General features: G+C 63.9%; 20 protein-coding genes. 9 read left to right on the top strand and 11 right to left on the bottom strand.

Annotated features, from left to right (window positions below; genetic code table 11):
* Positions 1-153: 153 nt before the first annotated feature.
* The 4 genes from PI87_RS05830 to PI87_RS05815 form a co-directional block, all read right to left on the bottom strand.
* On the bottom strand, positions 154-1,701 hold the full coding sequence (locus PI87_RS05830; RefSeq protein WP_039596726.1) for a methyl-accepting chemotaxis protein: 1,548 nt from the start codon (positions 1,699-1,701) through the stop codon (positions 154-156).
* A 168-nt stretch (positions 1,702-1,869) separates the two neighbouring features.
* Complete coding sequence (locus PI87_RS05825) at positions 1,870-2,334, bottom strand: GNAT family N-acetyltransferase (RefSeq protein WP_039596894.1); 465 nt, start codon at positions 2,332-2,334, stop codon at positions 1,870-1,872.
* 29 nt (positions 2,335-2,363) lie between these two features.
* Positions 2,364-3,770 (bottom strand): alkaline phosphatase family protein, encoded by a 1,407-nt coding sequence (locus PI87_RS05820; protein ID WP_039596893.1) that lies wholly within the window; start codon positions 3,768-3,770, stop codon positions 2,364-2,366.
* Positions 3,771-3,865: 95 nt separating this feature from the next.
* A complete protein-coding gene (locus PI87_RS05815; protein WP_039596725.1) occupies positions 3,866-5,125 on the bottom strand; it encodes an MFS transporter in 1,260 nt (419 codons plus the stop codon).
* An 89-nt stretch (positions 5,126-5,214) separates the two neighbouring features.
* Between PI87_RS05815 and PI87_RS05810 the strand changes: the two genes are divergently transcribed.
* The 3 genes from PI87_RS05810 (at position 5,215) to PI87_RS05800 (ending at position 7,788) form a co-directional block, all read left to right on the top strand.
* On the top strand, positions 5,215-6,168 hold the full coding sequence (locus tag PI87_RS05810) for a GlxA family transcriptional regulator (RefSeq protein WP_039596724.1): 954 nt from the start codon (positions 5,215-5,217) through the stop codon (positions 6,166-6,168).
* Positions 6,169-6,234: 66 nt separating this feature from the next.
* Complete coding sequence (locus PI87_RS05805) at positions 6,235-6,900, top strand: glutathione S-transferase (protein WP_039596723.1); 666 nt, start codon at positions 6,235-6,237, stop codon at positions 6,898-6,900.
* 21 nt (positions 6,901-6,921) lie between these two features.
* Complete coding sequence (locus PI87_RS05800; RefSeq protein ID WP_039596722.1) at positions 6,922-7,788, top strand: class I SAM-dependent methyltransferase; 867 nt, start codon at positions 6,922-6,924, stop codon at positions 7,786-7,788.
* 13 nt (positions 7,789-7,801) lie between these two features.
* On the opposite strand, the gene PI87_RS05795 is transcribed toward PI87_RS05800, so the two are convergent.
* Complete coding sequence (locus PI87_RS05795) at positions 7,802-8,134, bottom strand: hypothetical protein (RefSeq protein ID WP_039596721.1); 333 nt, start codon at positions 8,132-8,134, stop codon at positions 7,802-7,804.
* A gap of 360 nt (positions 8,135-8,494) precedes the next feature.
* Here PI87_RS05795 and PI87_RS05790 point away from each other — a divergent pair, with 360 nt between their 5' ends.
* Complete coding sequence (locus tag PI87_RS05790; RefSeq protein WP_198139517.1) at positions 8,495-8,911, top strand: organic hydroperoxide resistance protein; 417 nt, start codon at positions 8,495-8,497, stop codon at positions 8,909-8,911.
* A 68-nt stretch (positions 8,912-8,979) separates the two neighbouring features.
* Positions 8,980-9,549, top strand: coding sequence for a thioredoxin family protein (locus PI87_RS05785; protein WP_039596720.1), 570 nt, complete (start codon positions 8,980-8,982; stop codon positions 9,547-9,549).
* Between the two features lie 5 nt (positions 9,550-9,554).
* Here the strand turns inward: PI87_RS05785 and PI87_RS05780 are convergent, their stop codons facing one another.
* From PI87_RS05780 to PI87_RS05760, 5 genes are all read right to left on the bottom strand, one after another.
* On the bottom strand, positions 9,555-9,944 hold the full coding sequence (locus tag PI87_RS05780; protein WP_039596719.1) for a DUF2784 domain-containing protein: 390 nt from the start codon (positions 9,942-9,944) through the stop codon (positions 9,555-9,557).
* Between the two features lie 73 nt (positions 9,945-10,017).
* The gene (locus PI87_RS05775) at positions 10,018-10,383 is read right to left on the bottom strand and encodes a response regulator (protein ID WP_021193405.1); all 366 of its coding nucleotides are present in this window, start codon (positions 10,381-10,383) and stop codon (positions 10,018-10,020) included.
* A gap of 124 nt (positions 10,384-10,507) precedes the next feature.
* Complete coding sequence (locus tag PI87_RS05770) at positions 10,508-11,050, bottom strand: hypothetical protein (protein WP_039596718.1); 543 nt, start codon at positions 11,048-11,050, stop codon at positions 10,508-10,510.
* Between the two features lie 11 nt (positions 11,051-11,061).
* On the bottom strand, positions 11,062-11,778 hold the full coding sequence (locus PI87_RS05765) for a methyl-accepting chemotaxis protein (protein WP_039596717.1): 717 nt from the start codon (positions 11,776-11,778) through the stop codon (positions 11,062-11,064).
* A complete protein-coding gene (locus PI87_RS05760; protein ID WP_039596716.1) occupies positions 11,778-14,162 on the bottom strand; it encodes a HAMP domain-containing protein in 2,385 nt (794 codons plus the stop codon). Before PI87_RS05760 ends, PI87_RS05765 begins: the two co-directional genes overlap by 1 nt.
* A gap of 461 nt (positions 14,163-14,623) precedes the next feature.
* Here PI87_RS05760 and PI87_RS05755 point away from each other — a divergent pair, with 461 nt between their 5' ends.
* The 4 genes from PI87_RS05755 to chrA all read left to right on the top strand — a co-directional run bounded on the left by PI87_RS05755 (position 14,624) and on the right by chrA (position 17,397).
* Positions 14,624-15,019, top strand: coding sequence for a DUF1801 domain-containing protein (locus PI87_RS05755; protein WP_039596715.1), 396 nt, complete (start codon positions 14,624-14,626; stop codon positions 15,017-15,019).
* A gap of 81 nt (positions 15,020-15,100) precedes the next feature.
* Positions 15,101-15,433 (top strand): DUF2322 family protein, encoded by a 333-nt coding sequence (locus tag PI87_RS05750; protein WP_039596714.1) that lies wholly within the window; start codon positions 15,101-15,103, stop codon positions 15,431-15,433.
* Positions 15,434-15,559: 126 nt separating this feature from the next.
* On the top strand, positions 15,560-16,141 hold the full coding sequence (locus PI87_RS05745) for a hypothetical protein (RefSeq protein ID WP_039596891.1): 582 nt from the start codon (positions 15,560-15,562) through the stop codon (positions 16,139-16,141).
* Between the two features lie 17 nt (positions 16,142-16,158).
* Complete coding sequence (chrA, locus tag PI87_RS05740) at positions 16,159-17,397, top strand: chromate efflux transporter (protein ID WP_039596713.1); 1,239 nt, start codon at positions 16,159-16,161, stop codon at positions 17,395-17,397.
* Here chrA and PI87_RS05735 read toward each other — a convergent pair.
* On the bottom strand, positions 17,394-18,629 hold the full coding sequence (locus PI87_RS05735) for an NADH:flavin oxidoreductase/NADH oxidase family protein (protein ID WP_039596890.1): 1,236 nt from the start codon (positions 18,627-18,629) through the stop codon (positions 17,394-17,396). The two genes, chrA and PI87_RS05735, sit on opposite strands and share 4 nt — an antisense overlap.
* Positions 18,630-18,700: the final 71 nt, after the last annotated feature.

The raw sequence follows: 18,700 nt of genomic DNA, 5'->3' as shown, positions 1-18,700 counted from the left end.
ATCGCAGGATCAAGATCGGGTCGCGCAGTAGGACCATGCGCAGGTTCTGAGTGCACCGCATAAAACAAAGCGGGGCCGACCCGAAGGCCGACCCCGCAGTGTAGCCCTGCGGCAGCCACTTCGCTGCCGGGGCAATCCTTATACGCCGGTGCGTTACATCGCCACGCGGAACACCGCCACAGCACGGCGCAACTCGTCCGCCTGCTCTTCCAGTGCCTGTGCAGCAGCGGCAGCCTGCTCAACCAGTGCGGCGTTCTGCTGGGTCACGTCGTCCATCTGCGTCACGGCTTCGTTGATCTGCTCGATGCCGGTGCTTTGCTCCGCCGAACCCGCACTGATCTCGCCCATGATGTCGGTCACGCGCTTCACGGCCACGACGATCTCTTCCATCGTCTTACCTGCACGCGCCACCAGGTTCGAACCCGATTCCACGCGATTGGCCGAGTCTTCGATCAGCGATTTGATTTCCTTGGCGGCACCGGCGCTGCGCTGTGCCAGCGTACGCACTTCACCGGCCACCACAGCAAAGCCACGGCCTTGTTCACCCGCGCGCGCCGCTTCCACTGCCGCATTCAACGCGAGGATGTTGGTCTGGAACGCAATGCCTTCGATCACGGCGATGATGTCGGTGATCTTGCGCGACGAGTCACTGATCTCGCCCATGGTCGTGACCACGTCTTGCACCACCGCACCGCCCTGCACGGCGATCTCGGAGGCGCTCACCGCCAGCGTGCTGGCCTGACGTGCGTTGTCGGCGTTCTGCTTCACGATGCTGGTCAGCTCTTCCATGCTGGACGCGGTTTCTTCCAGCGAGCTGGCCTGCTCTTCCGTACGCTGCGAGAGGTTGGTGTTGCCCGCAGCAATCTGCTGCGTGGCCGAGGCGATCGACTCGCTGCCACGGCGCACCGTGACCACGGTTTCCTTCAGCTTGGCCTGCATCTGCTGCAGGCCTTCCATCAGTACACCCATCTCGTCTCGCGAGTGGATACGCACGTCGGTGGTCAGGTTGCCGGCAGCAATTTCACGGAAGTGCACCAGCATCTCTTCCAGCGGACGCGAGATGGCGCGCGAGAGCACCAGGTAGCAACCTGCAGCCAGCGCAATGCCTACACCGATCACGATCACGAACGCCCACACCAGCTTGGTGAAGAAGGACTGTGCATCGGCATAGGAGGCCGACGACACCTCGGTCTGGATCGCTTCCAGGCGCTCCAGCTTGGCGAGGTACGGCGTGGAAAGCGCGAAAATCTTGTCGAGCACGTACGGCTTGGCGGCTTCAAGGTCATGGCGCTTGAAGGCCTCGAAGGTCGGCTCCATACCGTCCTTCATCAGTGCGTCAAGCGCGACCTTGGCCTCGCCTGCGGTGCGCTCTTCTTCGGCGGTGGCAAACGGCAGATCGTTGTATGCCTTCCAGGCGGCCAAGCCTTCCTTGTATCGATCCTGGGCAGCGCTCACGAGCGGCGCGATCTTGGCATCGTCCGTTTCATAGATGGCACGATCGAGTGCGGTGCGGGCCTGACCTATACGGGCAATGGCCTGACCGATTGCACGTGCCGAGGCAAGCTGGTTGCCGTAGGTTTCCTTGAGCGCCGCGTTGGAGCGCATATTGCCGACCAACCCAAGCGCGCCGACGCCCGCCAGGAATACAGCCAGAACAAACAGCACCAGCGCCAGCCGGGCCTTGATGGAGAGCGTCTTCATATCTGCGGTCGATTGCTTGGGGAGAAGGCTTTGATGGGTGCTTCGGGCAGCACCGACTTCAACCAAGCTAACGACAGATACTCAGCGATCTTTAATCACTGTAAGGCGCGGTCACAACATTGCCATGACGCAAAGCTTTGCAAGCGCCCAATGTTATGAAAACGTAATTCAGAACTGCATCCGGATCATCAATGCATTGGCCAATGGCACGCCGCGCACCATGACGGTCTGGCGTGCCATCACGGCAAACCCGTTGCGGGCAAAGAAGGCTTCGGCGCACAAACTCACATGCGCCTGCACACGCGGCAGGCGGCGCTGTGCGGCCAGATTAAGAATGTGATTCAGCAGGCGCTGCCCGATGCCCTGCCGCGCATGCGCCGCCGCCACGAAAAAGTGATCGATGTAGCCGTTTGCCTGCAGATCAGCGTAGCCGACCGGATGCCCATCAACCTCGGCCACGAAGGGCTGGATGCGGCGGATGCGCTCGGCCCATTGCTCGGAGTCGTAGTCGGTGGGTGCCCAGGCCTCGAGCTGCTCTGGGCTGTAGCGCCCGGCGGCGATCTCATGCACGGCGGAATGGAAAACCACGTGCAGGGCGGGCTCGTCGCCAGGTTCAAAGGCACGGATCAGCATAGTGTGATGCCGCAGCGGCGCGTTCATGGTCATTGGCCTGCGTAAGGCAAATCCATGGACGCTAGCACGTCCTTGATGTGCTGCGCCGCCTGCTGGGCGCTCTGCACCGCCGGCACGGGCGGTTGCTGATCGGTCGACAGATTGCGCACGTGGTCATCAATGGTGATGCCTGTGCCCAGCGGCGCCAGCATCGCGGCCGATTCGTGCATGGCCCACTGGAAATCGTTGAGCGGCGCATTGCGCGCGGCCTGCAGGCCGGCAGGGTCGGCCGCCATGGCGCGGGCGACAACCGGGTCCCGGTTGTCGTCGGGTGCCGTCAGCTCCAGCACCTGCGCAAGATCAGGCGCGCTGGCATCGCGGGCAGTCAGTGGTGTCTGGATGTTGTAGCGGTTGCGCAGCGTCTTGATGATGGCGGTGTGGTCGTACGGCTGGGCGGCGGTGGAGCGAAAGATCGTGCCCTTGGGAATCCACGGCGACACCACCACTGCCGGCACGCGCACCCCCAGCCGGTCGAACGCAAAGAGCTGCCCCGGTTGCGGCGGGCTGGGCGGCACGGCAGACGGCGGCGGCACGTGGTCATAGCAGCCGCCGTGCTCATCAAAAGTGACGACGAGCAGGGTCTGGTGCCACTGCGGTGAATTGCGCAGCGCGTTGTACACCTGCGCGACCAACGCATCGCCGTAACCAACATCGTGTGGCGGATGCATGTCGTTGGGCCAGTCGAGATCGGCAAAGTAGCGCGGCTCGATAAAGCTGTACGAGGGCAGCTTGCCGCTGGAGGCATCGTCCAGAAAATCGTCGAACAGGTGGAAGTGGTCCAGATGCAGCCACAGCCGCGTGAGCGTGAGTGACTGCGCAAAGTCGTGGTAGTAGACGCGCCAGTCATCCGGCACCACGCCGTCCAACGCGTTGAACAGCGTCGGCATCAGATACGGAAAATGCACCGGCGAGTTGTTCGAATAGCCGTTTGCGGTGCCGGTGTGCACAAAGAAGCGGTTGGGCCACGTCTGACACGGCGCGGAAGCAAACCATGCATCGCTCACGGCGTAGTTGCGTGCCAGCGTGCTGAGCGCCGGCACCTGGTCCGACGTGAAGAAATGCATGATGTCGTGAGGGTCGCCACCGTTCTTGGCGTAGTTGGTGGTGAAGCCCTGCATGGTGGGCGTCTGCCCCAATGGCGTCTGCGCGCTGAAGAGCTGCTGATTGATGTCGGTGAAGAGTTCGCCCGGGTCGGGGCTCGGCAGCGTCATCACGTTGGGGGGTGCGGGGGTCGTCCACACGCGGATGGGGTTGCCGCTGCCGTCGGGGTTGGTCTCGGTGCCGGAGAGCCCATCGAACTCGGCGCTCTTGGGGTAGAGCGTGCCAAACAGGTTGTCGAATGAGCGGTTTTCCAGCATCAGCACGACCACGTGCTGGATGACGTTCAAGCCTGCCATGATGGCCCCCTCGTCTCGTTGTGCGGCGGCCGCATCCATGGCGGCCTGCGGCTCACTATAGGAAGAAACGAAGGGGACTGGCGCCGCGCCGGGGCTCAGCGGTGTACCGCCGGCAGCACCCGCCACGCAATCAGCGCGCACCCTGCGGTCACCAGCCACACCACCGGCCATGACGACCACGCCAGCACATGCGGCAGAAACAACGAGGTCAGCCCCAGCGCAGAAAAGGCGCCCGTATTGCCCAGCCCCAGCGCGGTACCTGCCCGCTGCACGCCAGCCAGCGTTGCCATCTCGGTAAAGCCCACGCCGTGCCATGCCGACACGCAGATGCCTGCCACCACAATGGCCACGACCAGCGCCGCACGCATGATCGACAGGTCGATCGGCAGTGCAGTCGTCATCCACGCTACGCCGGCCAGCACAACGAACAGCGCGGCGCTCAATCGGGCACAGGTCAGCAGATAGGCACGGCGATTGCCGTGGCGATCCGTCCAACGACCGCTCCACACGCGCATGACTGCCGCGCCACCCTGCACTGCCGCCATCGTCAGGCTAAGCGTCAACACGTTGGCGTGTGCGAAGTCCCGCAGGAACACCGTGGCAAACGCGACGACCGCCCCCTGCGGCACACACAGCAGGCCGATGGACAGCGCCATGCGCCAGAGCACCGGATCTCTGAGTGGGCCGGGGCCTGCGGTGGCTTCAGTCTTGGCGATGGTGGTGACAACGTCCGGCGCTTCGTGCACCCACAGCCACGTCAGCACCGCCGTCAACGCGCAGGCCGCTGCCAGCACGCCGTACACCACAGCAAACCCGGCGTGTGCGGCCAGGCTCGGCAACACCAGCGCACCAATGCCACCGCCCAGCGGCACGGCGGTCTGGCGGATGCTCATGGCCAAGCCGCGCTCGCCCTCACGAAACCAACCCATGACCGCGCGGCCGCTGGAACCATTCACGCTGCCGCCAAGCAGGCCTACGCTCAACATGCCGGCCGCCAGCCACGCGAGCGGTGGGACGCTGCCATGCATGGGCGCCACGAAACACGCCATCACGAACAAGGCCAGCGCCGTCGCCCCGAGGCCCGCCAGTAGCACGGTGCGATCGCCCCAGCGGTCGGTCAGCAACCCCCACGGCAGCTCGCTGATGGCAATGCCCAGCCCCAGCAACCCCAGCGCGATGCCAAGTTCGGCATTGCCCAGGTGGTACGACGAGCGGATGAACACCGCAGTGGTCGGGATGCCCGAAAACGCGGCAGAGAAACTGGCATTGGCCGCTACGCCCACCCCCAGCACCTTCCAGCGGTGGTGGTGCGAAACGTGGGCGGGAGCGGCCGGTGAAAGCGCGGCGGTGGTCATGATCGTCTCTCCAGGAATGCATTTGACAGGCGCAGTCTGGCGGAGGAACATCAGGCCTAAATGACGTTATTCCCTCATTTCAAGACATCATGCGCAGAATCGGCTTTCTGGTGTTTCCAGGCTGCAGCCTGCTGGATTTCACGGGCCCGCTGACGGCCTTTGACGTGGCCAACCGCCTGGCGCCGCAACCGGCTTATCGCATCGACGTGCTGTCCGAAGACGGCACGCAAGTGCAGAGCGCGCCCGGCCTGGTCATGCGGACACAGAAGCTGGACGACCCGGCCTTCGACACGTTTGTCATCTCGGGCGGCACCGGCCCGCGTGAGGACACGTTCTCCCCCGCGCTGATCGCCTTCGTGCAGGAAGCTGCGCAGCATTCACGGCGCATGACGAGTGTGTGCTCCGGCGCGTTTGCGCTGGCCGCCGCCGGGCTGCTCGATGGCCGCCGCGCCACCACGCACTGGCGCATGGCCGCGCAGTTGCAGCGGCGCTATCCCCACGTTCAGGTACAGAGCGACCACATCTTCATCCACGACGGGCCGGTGTGGACGTCGGCCGGCATCTCGTCGGGCATCGACTTGGCGCTGGCGCTCATTGAAGAAGACCTGGGCGTGGAAGTCTCCCGCGCCGTGGCGCGTGAACTGGTGGTGTATCACCGGCGGCCGGGCGGGCAGTCGCAGTTTTCCGCACTGCTGGAGTTGGACCCGGCATCGAGCCGCATTGCGCGTGCGTTGAGTTATGCGCGCGAGCATCTGCACGAGACGCTCGACGTCGACCGCCTGGCCGAAGTGGCGCACCTGAGCCGCCGGCAGTTCGATCGCGCCTTCGCGGCCGAGACCGGCCAGACGCCCGCCAAGGCCGTTGAAAAGCTGCGTGCAGAAGCCGCCCGTCCGCGCGTGGAATCCGGCGATGAATCCCTGGAACAGGTGGCCCGCGCCGTCGGCTTTGCCGATCCGGAACGCATGCGGCGCGCGTTCATCCGTGTGTTCGGGCAGCCACCGCAATCCGTGCGGCGCTCTGGGCGGTCGCGGCTGGCGGCGTAAGACTTGCTGGCCACCACAAACCCGTTACCCTAGCGCGCTCGGCATCAACGCTTCCTGCCTCACCCCATGTCCACCGATATCACCCTGCCCCTGTTGTACAGCTACCGCCGTTGCCCGTATGCCATGCGCGCACGCCTGGCGATGCTGCAGGCCAACCGGCGCTTCCAGACGTTTGAAATCGTGATGCGCGACAAGCCGGCCGCGCTGCTGGCGCTGTCGCCCAAGGGCACGGTGCCGGTGCTGCATCTACCGGATGGCGGTGTGCTGGAAGAGAGCCTGGACATCATGCGCTGGGCGTTCGAACACCAAGACCCGGAAGGCTGGTGGAGCCGCGCCCAGACTGACGAGAACCTGGCCCTGCTGCGCACCAACGATGGCGACTTCAAACGCCTGCTCGACCGCTACAAGTACCCCGACCGCTATCCCGAAGATGGGCGATCGCGCGAGGACGTACGCGCACAGGCAGTGGCCGCGCTGTTGACCCCGCTGGAAACACGGTTACTCGCGGAGCGCTATCTTGGCGGCGCAACACCCTGCGCGACCGATCTGGCGATCTTTCCGTTCGTGCGGCAGTTCGCGGCAGTCGAGCCGGATTGGTTTGCCGCCCAACCGTTGCCCGCGCTGCAAGCCTGGCTGGCGGGCTGGTTGGGCAGCCGCCTGTTCGAGGTCTGCATGACCAAGCAACCGGTGCAGGCCGCTGCGGTGTTTCCCGAGTTTCAGCCCGTCACCTGACCCACAAACACGGAGGCGTTCATGAGCACCAGCAACACGCAGGATGTGGCACCGGACAGTACCGCAGCACGTGTCGCCTTGTGGCGCGCCTTGCATGTTGAAGTCGACGCGCCGCCGCATGTGCTGGAGGACAGCGTCGGCCTGAAGCTGCTGGCACCCGAGCCCGGCTGGCAGCAGCGCGGCGATATGAACCCCCAGTTCACGCGGCCCTTTCGCGCCTCCATCGTGGCGCGTGCGCGGTTTATCGAAGACCTGGTCGTCGAGCAGGCTGCGCGGGGGCTGAGCCAGTACGTCATCCTCGGTGCGGGCCTCGACAGCTTTGCGCAACGCCGGCCAGACATTGCATCCCACCTCAAGGTATTTGAAGTGGACCAGCCCAACCCACAGGCATGGAAACGCCAGCGCCTGGTCGAGCTTGGCTTTGGCGTGCCCGATTGGCTGCGCTTTGTACCGGTTGATTTTGAAGCGGGCGGTTCCTGGCAGGCGGGGCTTGCGGCGGCGGGATTTGATGCCAGCAAACCGGCCATCGTGGTGTCCACGGGCGTGAGCATGTATCTCACCAAGGAGGCGAACGCGGCCACGCTGCGCGAGGTGGCGACGCTGGCACCGGGGTCGATGCTGGCGATGACCTTCCTGCTCCCGCTGGACATGGCAGACCCCGACGTGCGCCCCGGGCTGGAGATGGCCGAGAAAGGCGCACGCGCCAGTGGCACACCCTTCATCAGCTTTTTCACGCCGCCGCAGATCCTGGCGCTGGCCCGTGAAGCCGGTTTCAGCAAGGCCCAGCACATCTCGGCAGCGGAGCTGACCGCACGCTACTTTGCCAACCGGACCGACGGCTTTCGCCCACCGAACAACGCAGAGGAACTGCTGGTCGCAACGGCTTAGCGGCGCCCTGGGGTCAACGTTCGTGCACGGGCCCCGGCAGCGCCTTCAGGCCGATCCACAGCACCCCGATGACCACGTTGATCGGCACGCTGAGTACACCCGGTACGTAGAACACCGCCGACAAGCCGGGCGTCTTGAGCCCCAACTCCACCAGGCCACCCAGGGCGTAGCAGAGCAGCCCGCACCAGAGCCATCGGCGCATATAGGCGAGCAGCCAGTGCGCGTGCGCCTTGTTGAAGCGCCACGCTGCTGAACGCTCGAACAGATTGCCGTGGCTGGCATCCTTGAACAGCCAGCTGAAGAAGAAGTAGCGATACAGCAGGGTGCGAAAGGCAAGCTCTTGCATGATGACTCCTTCACCCGCGGCCCCCGTGAGCCCAATCCGTTTCAGCGTATCAAGGAATCGCCGTCTTTGAAGACGATTCTTTGCAGCCAATACGGTCACACACCGGATGGCCTGAAGCCTCAAACCCCGCCTCTACCCGCCTTTCCCATGCCAACGCCTCGCCACTTCGCGGGGCGTTTTGTATGCCTTTGTATCTGCCAGCAGGGTCGATACGTGCCCTGACAGAAATGGGGGTTCGGCGCTACGTGCGTGATACGTCAGCCGTCTTAAATGCGTCTCGTGGCCCGGCGCTGCACGGCAGCAAAACGAATCCCGGCCGCGCAATCCCAACGCAAACCTTCTCTCCAAGGAAAAACGATCATGACCCGCATCGAGAACGTGCTGTACACCGCCAAGGTTCACGTCACCGGTGGCCGTGATGGCCAGGCCCAGAGCAATGACGACCGCCTGAACCTGAAGCTCTCGCCCCCGGGCAGCAGCGGCCGTGGCACCAATCCGGAGCAGCTGTTTGCTGCTGGGTGGTCGGCCTGCTTCATCGGCGCCATGGGCCGTGCCGCCAGCCAGATGAAGATCAAGCTGCCGGCAGACCTGGCGCTGGATACCGAAGTGGATCTGGGCACTGCCGACGATGCGTTCTTCCTGCAAGCCCGCCTGAACGTCAGCCTGCCGGGTCTGGATCGTGAAGTGGCGCAAGCCGTGATGGAAGCGGCACATCAGATCTGCCCGTATTCGAAGGCTTCGCGCGGCAACATCCACGTCGAACTGCATCTGGTCTGACACCCTCCGCAGCCGGCCCAGCGTGACCGGGCTGGCCATTGCCCCCAACCTATTACGGACTTGAGATCATGCGCACCTACTTGCGTGCCGCCCTGGTGGCGATTGCCATTGGCGCGGCCTACTTTGCTGCCACCGGCGCCCGCGCCTACAGCCCCGCATCGACCAACGCAGCGGCCAACGGCAGCGCCGCCCCCGAGTTCACGGGCATTGACCAATGGCTGAATTCACCGCCGCTCACCATGAGCAGCCTGCGCGGCAAGGTGGTGCTGGTCGATTTCTGGACGTACTCGTGCATCAACTGCATCAACACGCTGCCGTACGTAAAGCAGTTGCACGAGAAGTACAAGGATCAGGGGCTCGTTGTCGTGGGCGTGCACACGCCCGAGTACCCGTTCGAGAAGTCGACTGCCAACGTGCAGGCCGCCCTCAAGCGCTTCGACATCCGCTATCCGGTGGCGCAAGACAACAGCTACGCCACGTGGACGGCCTTCCACAACCAGTACTGGCCCGCCCAGTACCTGATCGACGCGGATGGCCGCATCGTCTATCAGCACTTTGGCGAAGGGCGTTATGCCGAAACGGAAGCCGCCATCCAGAAGCTGCTGGCCGAACGCAAGCCTGCACAGCCGACGCATTGAAGCCGTCACCCCCAGGGGGCCGCCCCCTTGGGGCGTGGCGGAATGCGCCACCACGTGAGCACCACCGCCAGCAAAAACACGGTGTAGCTCACGGCAAACACCCACAGCGGCAAGTCGTAGTAGAGCAGCGCGCTCACCCAGTGCTGGATGAAGCCGCGTGAACCAGCCGAACCGGTGCGCAGCCAATCCTCCAGCACCGTGAGCGGACAGGGCACATCGAGCACCGCCAGCCCGGCAACGATGCTGATGGCCGCAAGATGGATGGTTCGAAAAACGCGATTGCGCGCCCAACTGCGCTTGCGTGCAGCGCCCACCCAAATTGCCACGAGCCCGCCAACGATGAACAGGACGAGCAACGCGTGCAGCACGAGCACGGCATCGGCCAATGCAGTCATGGCACCCCGGCCTCCTGAGGTTCAGGACGACCCAGTTTCGCCCCAAAACCGGGGTGGCGCTACAGCGCCGGGCTCAGCTCGCCAGTTTCTTGAACGTTTCCAGCACGGCATCGCCCTTGAAGGGCTTGACGATCCAGCCCTTCACGCCGGCGGCTTTGCCGCGGTCTTTCATGGCCGGGCTGCTTTCCGTGGTGAGCATGATGACGTTGACCGTCTTGTTGCCCAGCTCGCCGCGCACCTTCTCGACCATGGTCAGGCCGTCCATGTTAGGCATGTTCACGTCGCTGATGACGAGCTTGAGGCCCGGGTTGGCCTTGATCTTCGCCAAGCCGTCCTTGCCGTCCACGGCGGTGTCCACTGCCAGGCCGTTCTTCTTCAGGAAGCCGGCCACCTCGTCGCGCACGGTGCTCGAATCGTCGACCACCAGAATCTTGCTCATGGGTTTTTCCTCTCTCGTTGAGTCACTAACACAGCCTGCCTGGCCAAGCGCACCGACGAAGACAGTGCTTGAGTACGGCTAGGAGGTGTAACGACGCCAGGCAGGTTGTGTTAGTGACGCACAATCAAAACAGTTCCAGCTCGCCGCCGGACTCAACCTCGTCACGCACGTCGGCCACAAAGTTCAGCGGGGCATGGGTGCATACACACACCGTTGCGGCCACCCGCACGGCGTCATTGATCGTGACCGTATAAGCGGCCGTGTATCCCGGCTTGAGCACGTCCAGATACGGCAGGCAGCGCGCGCTCACCACATAGGGCGTCGACATGCCCAGATCAGGAAACACCTGCAGCAGCTCCTGGTTCAACGCGCCACAGCACAGGTTGCCGATCTCCAGGCAGGCTTCGTCAAACGAGCGGCCTGGCGCCTCGCCGGTGTAGTACGCCCGTGTGCTGTCCTCATCGTCAAAACGCAGTACCAGCAGCAAGCGGAATGCGATGGACGAGATGGTCAGGATCATGGCCTGCTCACCGCCAATGCTGTCGACCCTGTTGCCCTGGGCTGCGGTGGCCACATCGCAGGTGTCTTCCGCGTGCAGCGCGAGCCTGCTGCGCGCGGCCTTGCGGAAGATGCGGTCGAAGCTGTCTTGCGCGTTACTGCTGATCACGTCGTACCTGCCTAGTGAAGCTGGGTTTGAAACTGGTTGGCCAATGCCTCGACGCTCGACAATGACGCCGTGATCATCTTCCCGCCCGCCTGGATGTCCTGGAACGTGGCGGTGGTGGTCAGGTCATTGAGGTGCAGGCTGTTGCGATAGCTCTTGGACAACTCTTCCGAGCGCGCTGCAAGCGAGCGCACTTCGCTGGCGACCACGGCAAAGCCGCGCCCCGCCGTGCCCGCACGCGCCGCTTCAATGGATGCGTTGAGCGACACGATCACCACGTGGCGCACGATCGACTGCAGCTCCTGGTTCTTGGCATGCATGTCGTGGTTCTGCTCCATGAGCGAGATCATCTGCTCGTGCCAGCGCTCGAAGGTCAGCGCCAGGCCACGCAGTCGGACCGCTTCATCGGCAATCTGCCGGGCGCGACTGGCCCACTGCTCCTTGGCCTCCGTGGCGGACTGCAGCTCGGTGCGCAGTTGCTCGACAAGCTCTGCCTGATCGGATGCAGCGCTCTGCATCTGCGCGACGGTAGCTTCCAGCGTTTGCACGTCTCGCGCGCCGGCTTCCACGTGTGCGGTTTGCGTTGCCAAGTCATTCGACAGCGTGGCGATGCGGCGCTCTGCGTCACCCAGCGTGCGCGCTACCGCATTCACGCGGCGCTGCTGGGCGATCCACACCAGCACACCCAGCACCACTCCGCCGGCCAGCGCGGCCAGAACAATCGATCCCATCACGACGCTTCCTTATCCATGTCCAGATGCACATCCGGCTGGCCGCCGAGTGCCGCGTTCACGCTGTCCACCGCAAAGCGCTCCGGCAGGCAGACCACGGTCTGGAACTGGCGAAACGCAGCGCCCTTGTGGTCATCGGTAAAGCGCAGCTCGATGTGGCCGTGCTCGCGCTTGAGGAACTCCAGCACGGCATCCATGCCGACGCCACGGCCCGACACTTCGGTCACCGTCTCGGCGGTCGAGAAGCCGGGGCGGAAGATGAACTGCGCGATGTCGTCATCGCTTGGGCGCTCTTCCGCGCCAATCCAGCCGCGTTCAACGGCGATATTGCGGATGCGATCCAGCGCCAGGCCGCGACCGTCGTCGCACAGCGCGATCTGCAGCATGCCCTGGTCGACGCCAACCTCGAGGTCGATCGTGCCCGCCGCCGGCTTGCCATGCGCGGTGCGCGCGTCAGCCGTTTCGATGCCGTGATCGATGGAGTTGCGCAGCAGGTGCGTGAACACGTTCTGCAGGATGCCGCCGGCTTCTGCGCGCACGCGGTAGCCGTTGTCGTCGATACGCACGGCGGCTGGTTCCTTGCCCAGCTCGCGGGCCAACGACGGCAGCGATTGCAGCACGCCCGACAGCACCTCATCCACGGTTTCGCTGCCCAGCAGGCGCAGCAGGTGGTAGACGGCATCGCGCATCGACACCAGCTCGTACAGGCTGCCCGGGTTGGTCGATTCCAGCAGGCGCAGGCTTTCTTGAATGCGCGACATGGGGTCGGGCACCACCTGCGCAGCGCCGCCTTGGGCTGCACCCACCTTGCGGCCCAGCTTGCTTTCGTTGATGCGCGCGTAGTTCTCGATGGCCTCGCGCACGCGGGTCAGTTCCTGCATCAGCCAGTCCTGGTCCCAGGTGTGCTCGCTGCCGGGCTCGCGCAGAGCGTGGTAGGTCTGCTCGGTCTCGTGCACGACGTTGGTCAGGTGCTGCAGGTTGTACGTGCGTGCGTTGCCCTTGATGGTGTGCATGTTGCGGAACAGTGCCGCGATGGCCGCGCTATCGGCCTGCGAGTACTGGCGGATGATCCGTTCGTTCTCGTGCACGAAGCTGGTGGAGCTGTCGATGAAGTGCTGGAACTTCTCCTGGCTCACCGCCAGGATCTCGCCAATCATCTCCAGGTTGCGGCGCTGCTCGCTGGCTTCAGCAGCAAGCTTGCGCAGCTCGGTCACATCGCGCACGCACAGCATCAGGCGCAGGATGGTGTCGCTCTCATCCGTAATGGCCGACCACGACAAGTCCAGCGTCTTCACGCGGCCGTCCGGCATGCGTTTTTCCACTTCGCTGGCCAGCAGATGCTGGTTGAAGGCGAAGTTGATGACGTCCTGCCCCAGGCACGCGTCCACCGCCGCTTCCACCTGCGACAACACATCGCTGCCCAGGTTGGTATCGGCAAAGATCAGGTCCATCAGCTTGCGGCCGGCAATCTCCTGTGTCTCGAAGATCGACTCCAGGTAGATCGAATACTCCTCGTGCACCACGCCGGCATCGACCACCGTCAGGATGCCCTGCTGCATGTTCTGGAGCATCGCCTGGATGTCGGCCGTCTTCTGCTTGAGCAGCGCGGCGTTCTCCTGGATCTTCTCGATCATCTGGTTGAACGCCACCACCGAGTGGCCGATCTCGTCCATGCGCACCACCGGCACGCGGCGCGTGAAATCCTGGCTGGTGGCGATCTCGCTCATCTCGGCCTGCATGCGCGTGAGCGGGCGGGTGATCTGGCGATACAGCAGCATGCCGATCAGCGTGAGCAGCACGATGGCCACACCGCTCACCCCGCCGATAGCCGTGGCGGTGGTGGCCAGCTTGCCGTTGAGCTGCGCGATGGCGTCGTCCTTCTCGCGGTTCTTCTCGATGCGCAGCGTCTCGACAATCTTCTCCAGCACATCGCGATAGCTGGCCACATTGGCAAACAGGAAGGCCTGGGCAAGCTCGTTCTTGCCTGCAAGCTTCATGTCAGTGGTTTGCTGGATGGCCTCGACGTAGCTGTCGACGGTTTCCTTGGCCTGCGCGACAAGCCCTTCCTGCGCATGGCTGTTGGCGCGCTTGGCCTGCACTTCCAGGGCGGCCCGCAGCGCGGCTTCCTTGGTCTTCAGGTCTTCCTTGGCTTGCGCGACGATGTTGTCGTCGGGCGCATACACCAGCACCATCGTCGCCAGCTGCACGTCTTTGACCAGCGATACCAGATCGGCCGATGCCAGCGCGCTCGGCACCACGCCTTCGGTCACCTGCTTGACCTCTGATGCGCTGCTGCGGGTCTGGTAGACCGCATAACCGCCAATGGCCGCCAGCGCGACAAACATCAGCACGATCAGCAAAGTAATACGGTGACGAATAGTCATTTGAAATTCTCTCGATTCAATCGTCACCCCCTGAAAGAAGGGTGCGCCCAATATGTCTGCCTGAACATCGGAGGCGCAATTATTGAAGTCGAAAGATGACCAATCGATGACTGCCACATCAACCATCATGGCATTGCGGCATTGCATTCCCGCAGGCGGGCATTGCGCCACACACCCGCATCACGCTTGGGTTCCCGGCGAAATCGTTTTGCACCCCCACTCAGGTGGGGAACGACACGGAAACGCTAAAGTTATTTTTTGACTTGCCGTTAACTGAGCGCCGATTCATTTTGTTTTTTGTTTCTCGCATTATTTTTTGCCTTGATTCCAAATACAACAAAAAGGCGTTTCTAAGTTTTCCAACAAGGATTCGAGCCATCCCCCGGACACCGCCTCCGGGTGGCTAGCGGGCCACCTTCCTGCCAGAATGGTCTGCTAGTCCCATCACAGAGGCACACCCCATGAAGAAGACCACGCCGGACAACGCTGCACCCGCATCCGCACTGATCGATGCACGCATTGCTGAGCTCAATGACTGGCGTGGCGAGATGCTTGCCCACCTGCGCGCGCTGATCCTGGCCGCCGACCCAGATGTGGTTGAGGAGTGGAAATGGAGTGTGCCGGTCTGGTCGCACGACGGCATCCTCTGCACCGGCGAGACCTACAAGCAAACCGTGAAGATGACGTTTGCAAAGGGCGCCTCCGTGCCGGACCCTACGGGCCTCTTCAACTCCAGCCTGGAGGGCAACACCCGCCGCGCCATCGATTTTCGCGAGGGCGACAAGGTGAACGAGAAGGCGCTGAAGGCGCTCATCCAAGCCGCCGTTGCCCTGAACAAGTCCACCGCAGGGCGCTGAGATTCAGCAAACGGCCAAGGGCGGTAAGATGCTGCCCCTGCTTCCGGGGCATCGCCCTGGCCAACCAACGGAGTGATTTCAGTGATTCAGCCAAGCAACGTATTCAAGGACAACCTCGCCCAGCTGCCCGCCATTGACGGCATCGAACGTATTGATCTGGTCGACGGCAAGGGCGCCGTGGTGGCCGACATCGAGAACAAGCCCGGCAAGCAGGGGTCGCTGGCGGTGTATCACTATCTGCAGCAGGCCTTTGGTCAGCTCAACGCCAAGGCAGCCGAGCATGGCCTGGCCGTGTTTGCCGAACACACCGTCGATGCACGCAACCGCCCGGGCGCACACCCGAATGTGGATCGCCTGCTCGCCATTGCGGCGGGCGGTGAGGCACTCCAGATCAACGTTGTCGCCCGCGTCTGATCCGTTAGCCAAGCAGCCCTGCGGTACCCGTTCTGCGGGCGAGCATCACCGCGAGGCATCATCGGATGGCGATGCCGGACAATGTTCGGCCCCACCCAACTTGCAGCCAGTCTCCGCACGCAAACCATGAAGCTCAACCGGATCCTGCTGGTCACCAGTGCAGCGCTACTGGTTGCACTGCCCGCTGCGGCGCTGGCTTTCGTCAAGCCGCTGCGCGTGATTGCCCCGTCGCTCATGCCGGGGGTTTCCTGCCCCCTGCCCAACATCTGCACCGACAACGTTGCCAGCCTGGACGACGCGCAACGGCTGTATCGGGCGGGCTATGCCAAGACAGCCGATGTGGTTGGCCCATTCGAGCACGCGCCGCGCATGGTGTTCTGCACGACATCCGCCTGTGCTGACACGTTCGGATTGGGCCGGCGCGCCGCAGAAGCCGTGGGCAATCTCGGCCTGGTTGTCGCGCCGCGCGGGTGGAAGACCTATTACGTGACGCACGAGCTGATCCATTTCCGGCAAGCGGAAGTGCTTGGCAACTACGCGGTCGCAACCCGCCCCGGATGGTTGATCGAGGGGATGGCCTATGCGTTGAGCGATGACCCGAGGCCCTCGCTGGGCGAGCCCTTTGAGCAGTGGCGCTCCCGCTTCGTGGCGTGGCATGACAGCCTCGGAACTCGCGACCTGTGGGAAGCGGCAAAAGACGTCCGCTGAACCTCGCGCGAACATCCATGGACACCAACCTGCACGCATCCCGCCCCGCACAGGCCGCCAACGCACTGCGCGTGCTTGCGGTCTTCCTCAAGCTGGGGCTGACGTCCTTCGGCGGTCCGGTTGCACACATCGGCTACTTCCGCCGCGAGTTTGTCGAACGGCGGCGCTGGCTTGACGATGCAACCTTCACCGACTTGGTGGGCCTGTGCCAGTTCTTGCCGGGCCCAGCCAGCAGCCAGGTGGGCTTCTCGATTGGCCTGTTGCGGGCGGGGTGGTTGGGCGGCCTGGCAGCGTGGTGCGGGTTCACGCTGCCGTCCGTTGTGCTGCTGATTGCCTTTGCCATGCTGACGCCCACGCTTGGCGGCCCCTTTGGCGATGGACTGATCCATGGCTTGAAGCTGGTGGCGGTTGCCGTGGTTGCGCAAGCCGTGTGGGACATGGCGCGGCGCTTGTGCCCCGATGTGCGTCGTGCCGGCATCGCGTTGGCGGCCGTCGTGCTGCTGGGGCTGACAACTTCCGTCTATGCACAACTCGTTGCCATTGCGCTCGGCGCGGTGCTTGGCCTTGCGCTGTATCGAGAAGCCTCGGCATCTGGTGCCAATGCTGTGTCCGGACATGGTGCAGAGTTCCGTATTTCCCGCCGTGCTGGCGCCATCGCGCTGGTGCTTTTCTGCGTGCTGTTGTTCGGGTTGCCTGCGCTGTCGCAAACCGACGCAAGCGGCGCCGTTCGCGTGTTCGATGCGTTCTACCGTTCCGGCGCGCTGGTGTTTGGCGGCGGCCATGTCGTGCTGCCGCTGCTGCAGGAGCAGACGGTGGCCACAGGGTGGGTCACCTCCAACGACTTTCTCGCCGGATACGGCGCCGCGCAAGCCGTGCCCGGCCCGCTGTTCACGTTTGCTGCGTTTCTTGGCTGGATGATGAGCGGCGTGCCCAACCACCTGGCGGGCGCTGTGCTCGCTACGGTGGGCATCTTCCTGCCGGGCTTGTTGCTTGTGGTTGCCGCATTGCCGTACTGGCAGGCGTTGCGCGCGCGCAGGTCAATGGCTGCGCTGCTGGCAGGCGTGAATGCAGCAGTGGTTGGCGTCCTGGCGGCCGCGCTGTACTCGCCCGTCTGGACCACCGCAGTGCGTTCTCCGCTGGATTTTGCAATCGCTGCCGTCGGATTCTGCCTGCTAACGCGGTGGAAGCTGCCGCCGCTCGCCGTGGTGGCCTTCTGCGCCGCCGCAGGCATCGCCCAGGCGACCTTCCTGCATTAGCGCGACACTCGCTGTGCTGTCCAACGCTTGTATCGCCGCGTCTGGCACGCGTTGGCCAACTGCTGCATCATCAGCGCCCGGAACGGCGAGACCCTAGGGTGCGTACCGCGTCCCTGGCTCAGCCGCTGCAGTTGGAATTTGACCACCGCCATATTGGCCAGCGAGCCCAGCACCTTGTTCTTCCAGGTAATCGGGCGCAGCACCGGTGCGGTGTTCTTGCCGGCTTGCCAATCGCGCGGCAGGTTCGGATCGATCGACAGCGCAGTCGCAATACCCACCATGGCGATACCGCTGTCGACCACTTGCTCCGCCACCGCACGGCGGCGGATACCACCCGTGACCATCAACGGCATCTGTGCAATGGCGGCGATGTCGCGAGCGAACTCCAGAAAATACGCCTCGCGGGCGAGTGTGCGACCGTCACGGGCCTGCCCTTGCATGGCCGGGGCCTCGTAGCTGCCGCCTGACAGTTCCACCAGATCAACGCCCAAGGGGTTGAGCAGCTCGACCACGCGCTTGGCATCGTCGGGGCTGAAGCCACCGCGCTGGAAATCCGCCGAATTCAGTTTGACGGCCACCACAAACTGCGGCGACACCGCACCGCGCACCGCGCGCACGATGTCGAGCAGCAGGCGTGCGCGGTTCTCGATCGAGCCGCCCCACTGGTCCCGCCGCTTGTTCGTGATCGGGGAGAGAAACTGGCTCAGCAGATAACCGTGCGCTGCGTGAATCTGCACGCCGGTAAAGCCGCTCTGCTCCGCCAGTACCGCGGTGCGCGTGAAGCGTTGCTGCACGTCGGCGATGTCAGCGGCGGTCATCTCCCGAGGCACGGGAAACTGCTTGGACAGCGCGCCCAGGTCCATCGCCACGGCAGAGGGTGCCAGCGTGGTCTGGCCGAGTGCGGCAGGCATCTGGCGGCCCGGGTGATTGATCTGCATCCAGACATGCGCACCGTGAGCGCGCGCTGTTTGTGCCCAGCGCCGGAAGCGGTCCAGATGCGCATCGTCTTCCAGCACCACACCGTTTGCCCCGGTCATGGCACGGTGGTCCACCATGACGTTGCCGGTCAGCATCAGACCCGCTTTGCCGTTGGCCCACGCCTGATACAGGCGCACCAGCGCATCGGACGGTGCGTGGTCCGCATCGGCCATGTTCTCTTCCATGGCGGCTTTGGCCAGGCGGTTGGCAATCACCGCACCATTGGGCAGCGTGAGAGGGGTGAACAGCTTCATGAGGGGCATCCCGGTTTGACGACACCCTAACGTTAAGCTTAAAGTTGACTTTAATGTCAAGCCCCGGAGCA

The sequence above is a fragment of the Ralstonia sp. A12 genome, assembly GCF_000801955.1.
Classification (GTDB): domain Bacteria; phylum Pseudomonadota; class Gammaproteobacteria; order Burkholderiales; family Burkholderiaceae; genus Ralstonia.
This window is presented reverse-complemented; position numbering and strand designations above follow the sequence as displayed.

Bases quoted from the DNA above. Each gene is read 5' to 3' on its own strand.
- PI87_RS05830 (WP_039596726.1), bottom strand. From the start codon at position 1,701: ATGAAGACGCTCTCCATCAAGGCCCGGCTGGCGCTGGTGCTGTTTGTT.
- PI87_RS05825 (WP_039596894.1), bottom strand. From the start codon at position 2,334: ATGCTGATCCGTGCCTTTGAACCTGGCGACGAGCCCGCCCTGCACGTG.
- PI87_RS05820 (WP_039596893.1), bottom strand. From the start codon at position 3,770: ATGGCAGGCTTGAACGTCATCCAGCACGTGGTCGTGCTGATGCTGGAA.
- PI87_RS05815 (WP_039596725.1), bottom strand. From the start codon at position 5,125: ATGACCACCGCCGCGCTTTCACCGGCCGCTCCCGCCCACGTTTCGCAC.
- PI87_RS05810 (WP_039596724.1), top strand. From the start codon at position 5,215: ATGCGCAGAATCGGCTTTCTGGTGTTTCCAGGCTGCAGCCTGCTGGAT.
- PI87_RS05805 (WP_039596723.1), top strand. From the start codon at position 6,235: ATGTCCACCGATATCACCCTGCCCCTGTTGTACAGCTACCGCCGTTGC.
- PI87_RS05800 (WP_039596722.1), top strand. From the start codon at position 6,922: ATGAGCACCAGCAACACGCAGGATGTGGCACCGGACAGTACCGCAGCA.
- PI87_RS05795 (WP_039596721.1), bottom strand. From the start codon at position 8,134: ATGCAAGAGCTTGCCTTTCGCACCCTGCTGTATCGCTACTTCTTCTTC.
- PI87_RS05790 (WP_198139517.1), top strand. From the start codon at position 8,495: ATGACCCGCATCGAGAACGTGCTGTACACCGCCAAGGTTCACGTCACC.
- PI87_RS05785 (WP_039596720.1), top strand. From the start codon at position 8,980: ATGCGCACCTACTTGCGTGCCGCCCTGGTGGCGATTGCCATTGGCGCG.
- PI87_RS05780 (WP_039596719.1), bottom strand. From the start codon at position 9,944: ATGACTGCATTGGCCGATGCCGTGCTCGTGCTGCACGCGTTGCTCGTC.
- PI87_RS05775 (WP_021193405.1), bottom strand. From the start codon at position 10,383: ATGAGCAAGATTCTGGTGGTCGACGATTCGAGCACCGTGCGCGACGAG.
- PI87_RS05765 (WP_039596717.1), bottom strand. From the start codon at position 11,778: ATGGGATCGATTGTTCTGGCCGCGCTGGCCGGCGGAGTGGTGCTGGGT.
- PI87_RS05760 (WP_039596716.1), bottom strand. From the start codon at position 14,162: ATGACTATTCGTCACCGTATTACTTTGCTGATCGTGCTGATGTTTGTC.
- PI87_RS05755 (WP_039596715.1), top strand. From the start codon at position 14,624: ATGAAGAAGACCACGCCGGACAACGCTGCACCCGCATCCGCACTGATC.
- PI87_RS05745 (WP_039596891.1), top strand. From the start codon at position 15,560: ATGAAGCTCAACCGGATCCTGCTGGTCACCAGTGCAGCGCTACTGGTT.
- chrA (WP_039596713.1), top strand. From the start codon at position 16,159: ATGGACACCAACCTGCACGCATCCCGCCCCGCACAGGCCGCCAACGCA.
- PI87_RS05735 (WP_039596890.1), bottom strand. From the start codon at position 18,629: ATGAAGCTGTTCACCCCTCTCACGCTGCCCAATGGTGCGGTGATTGCC.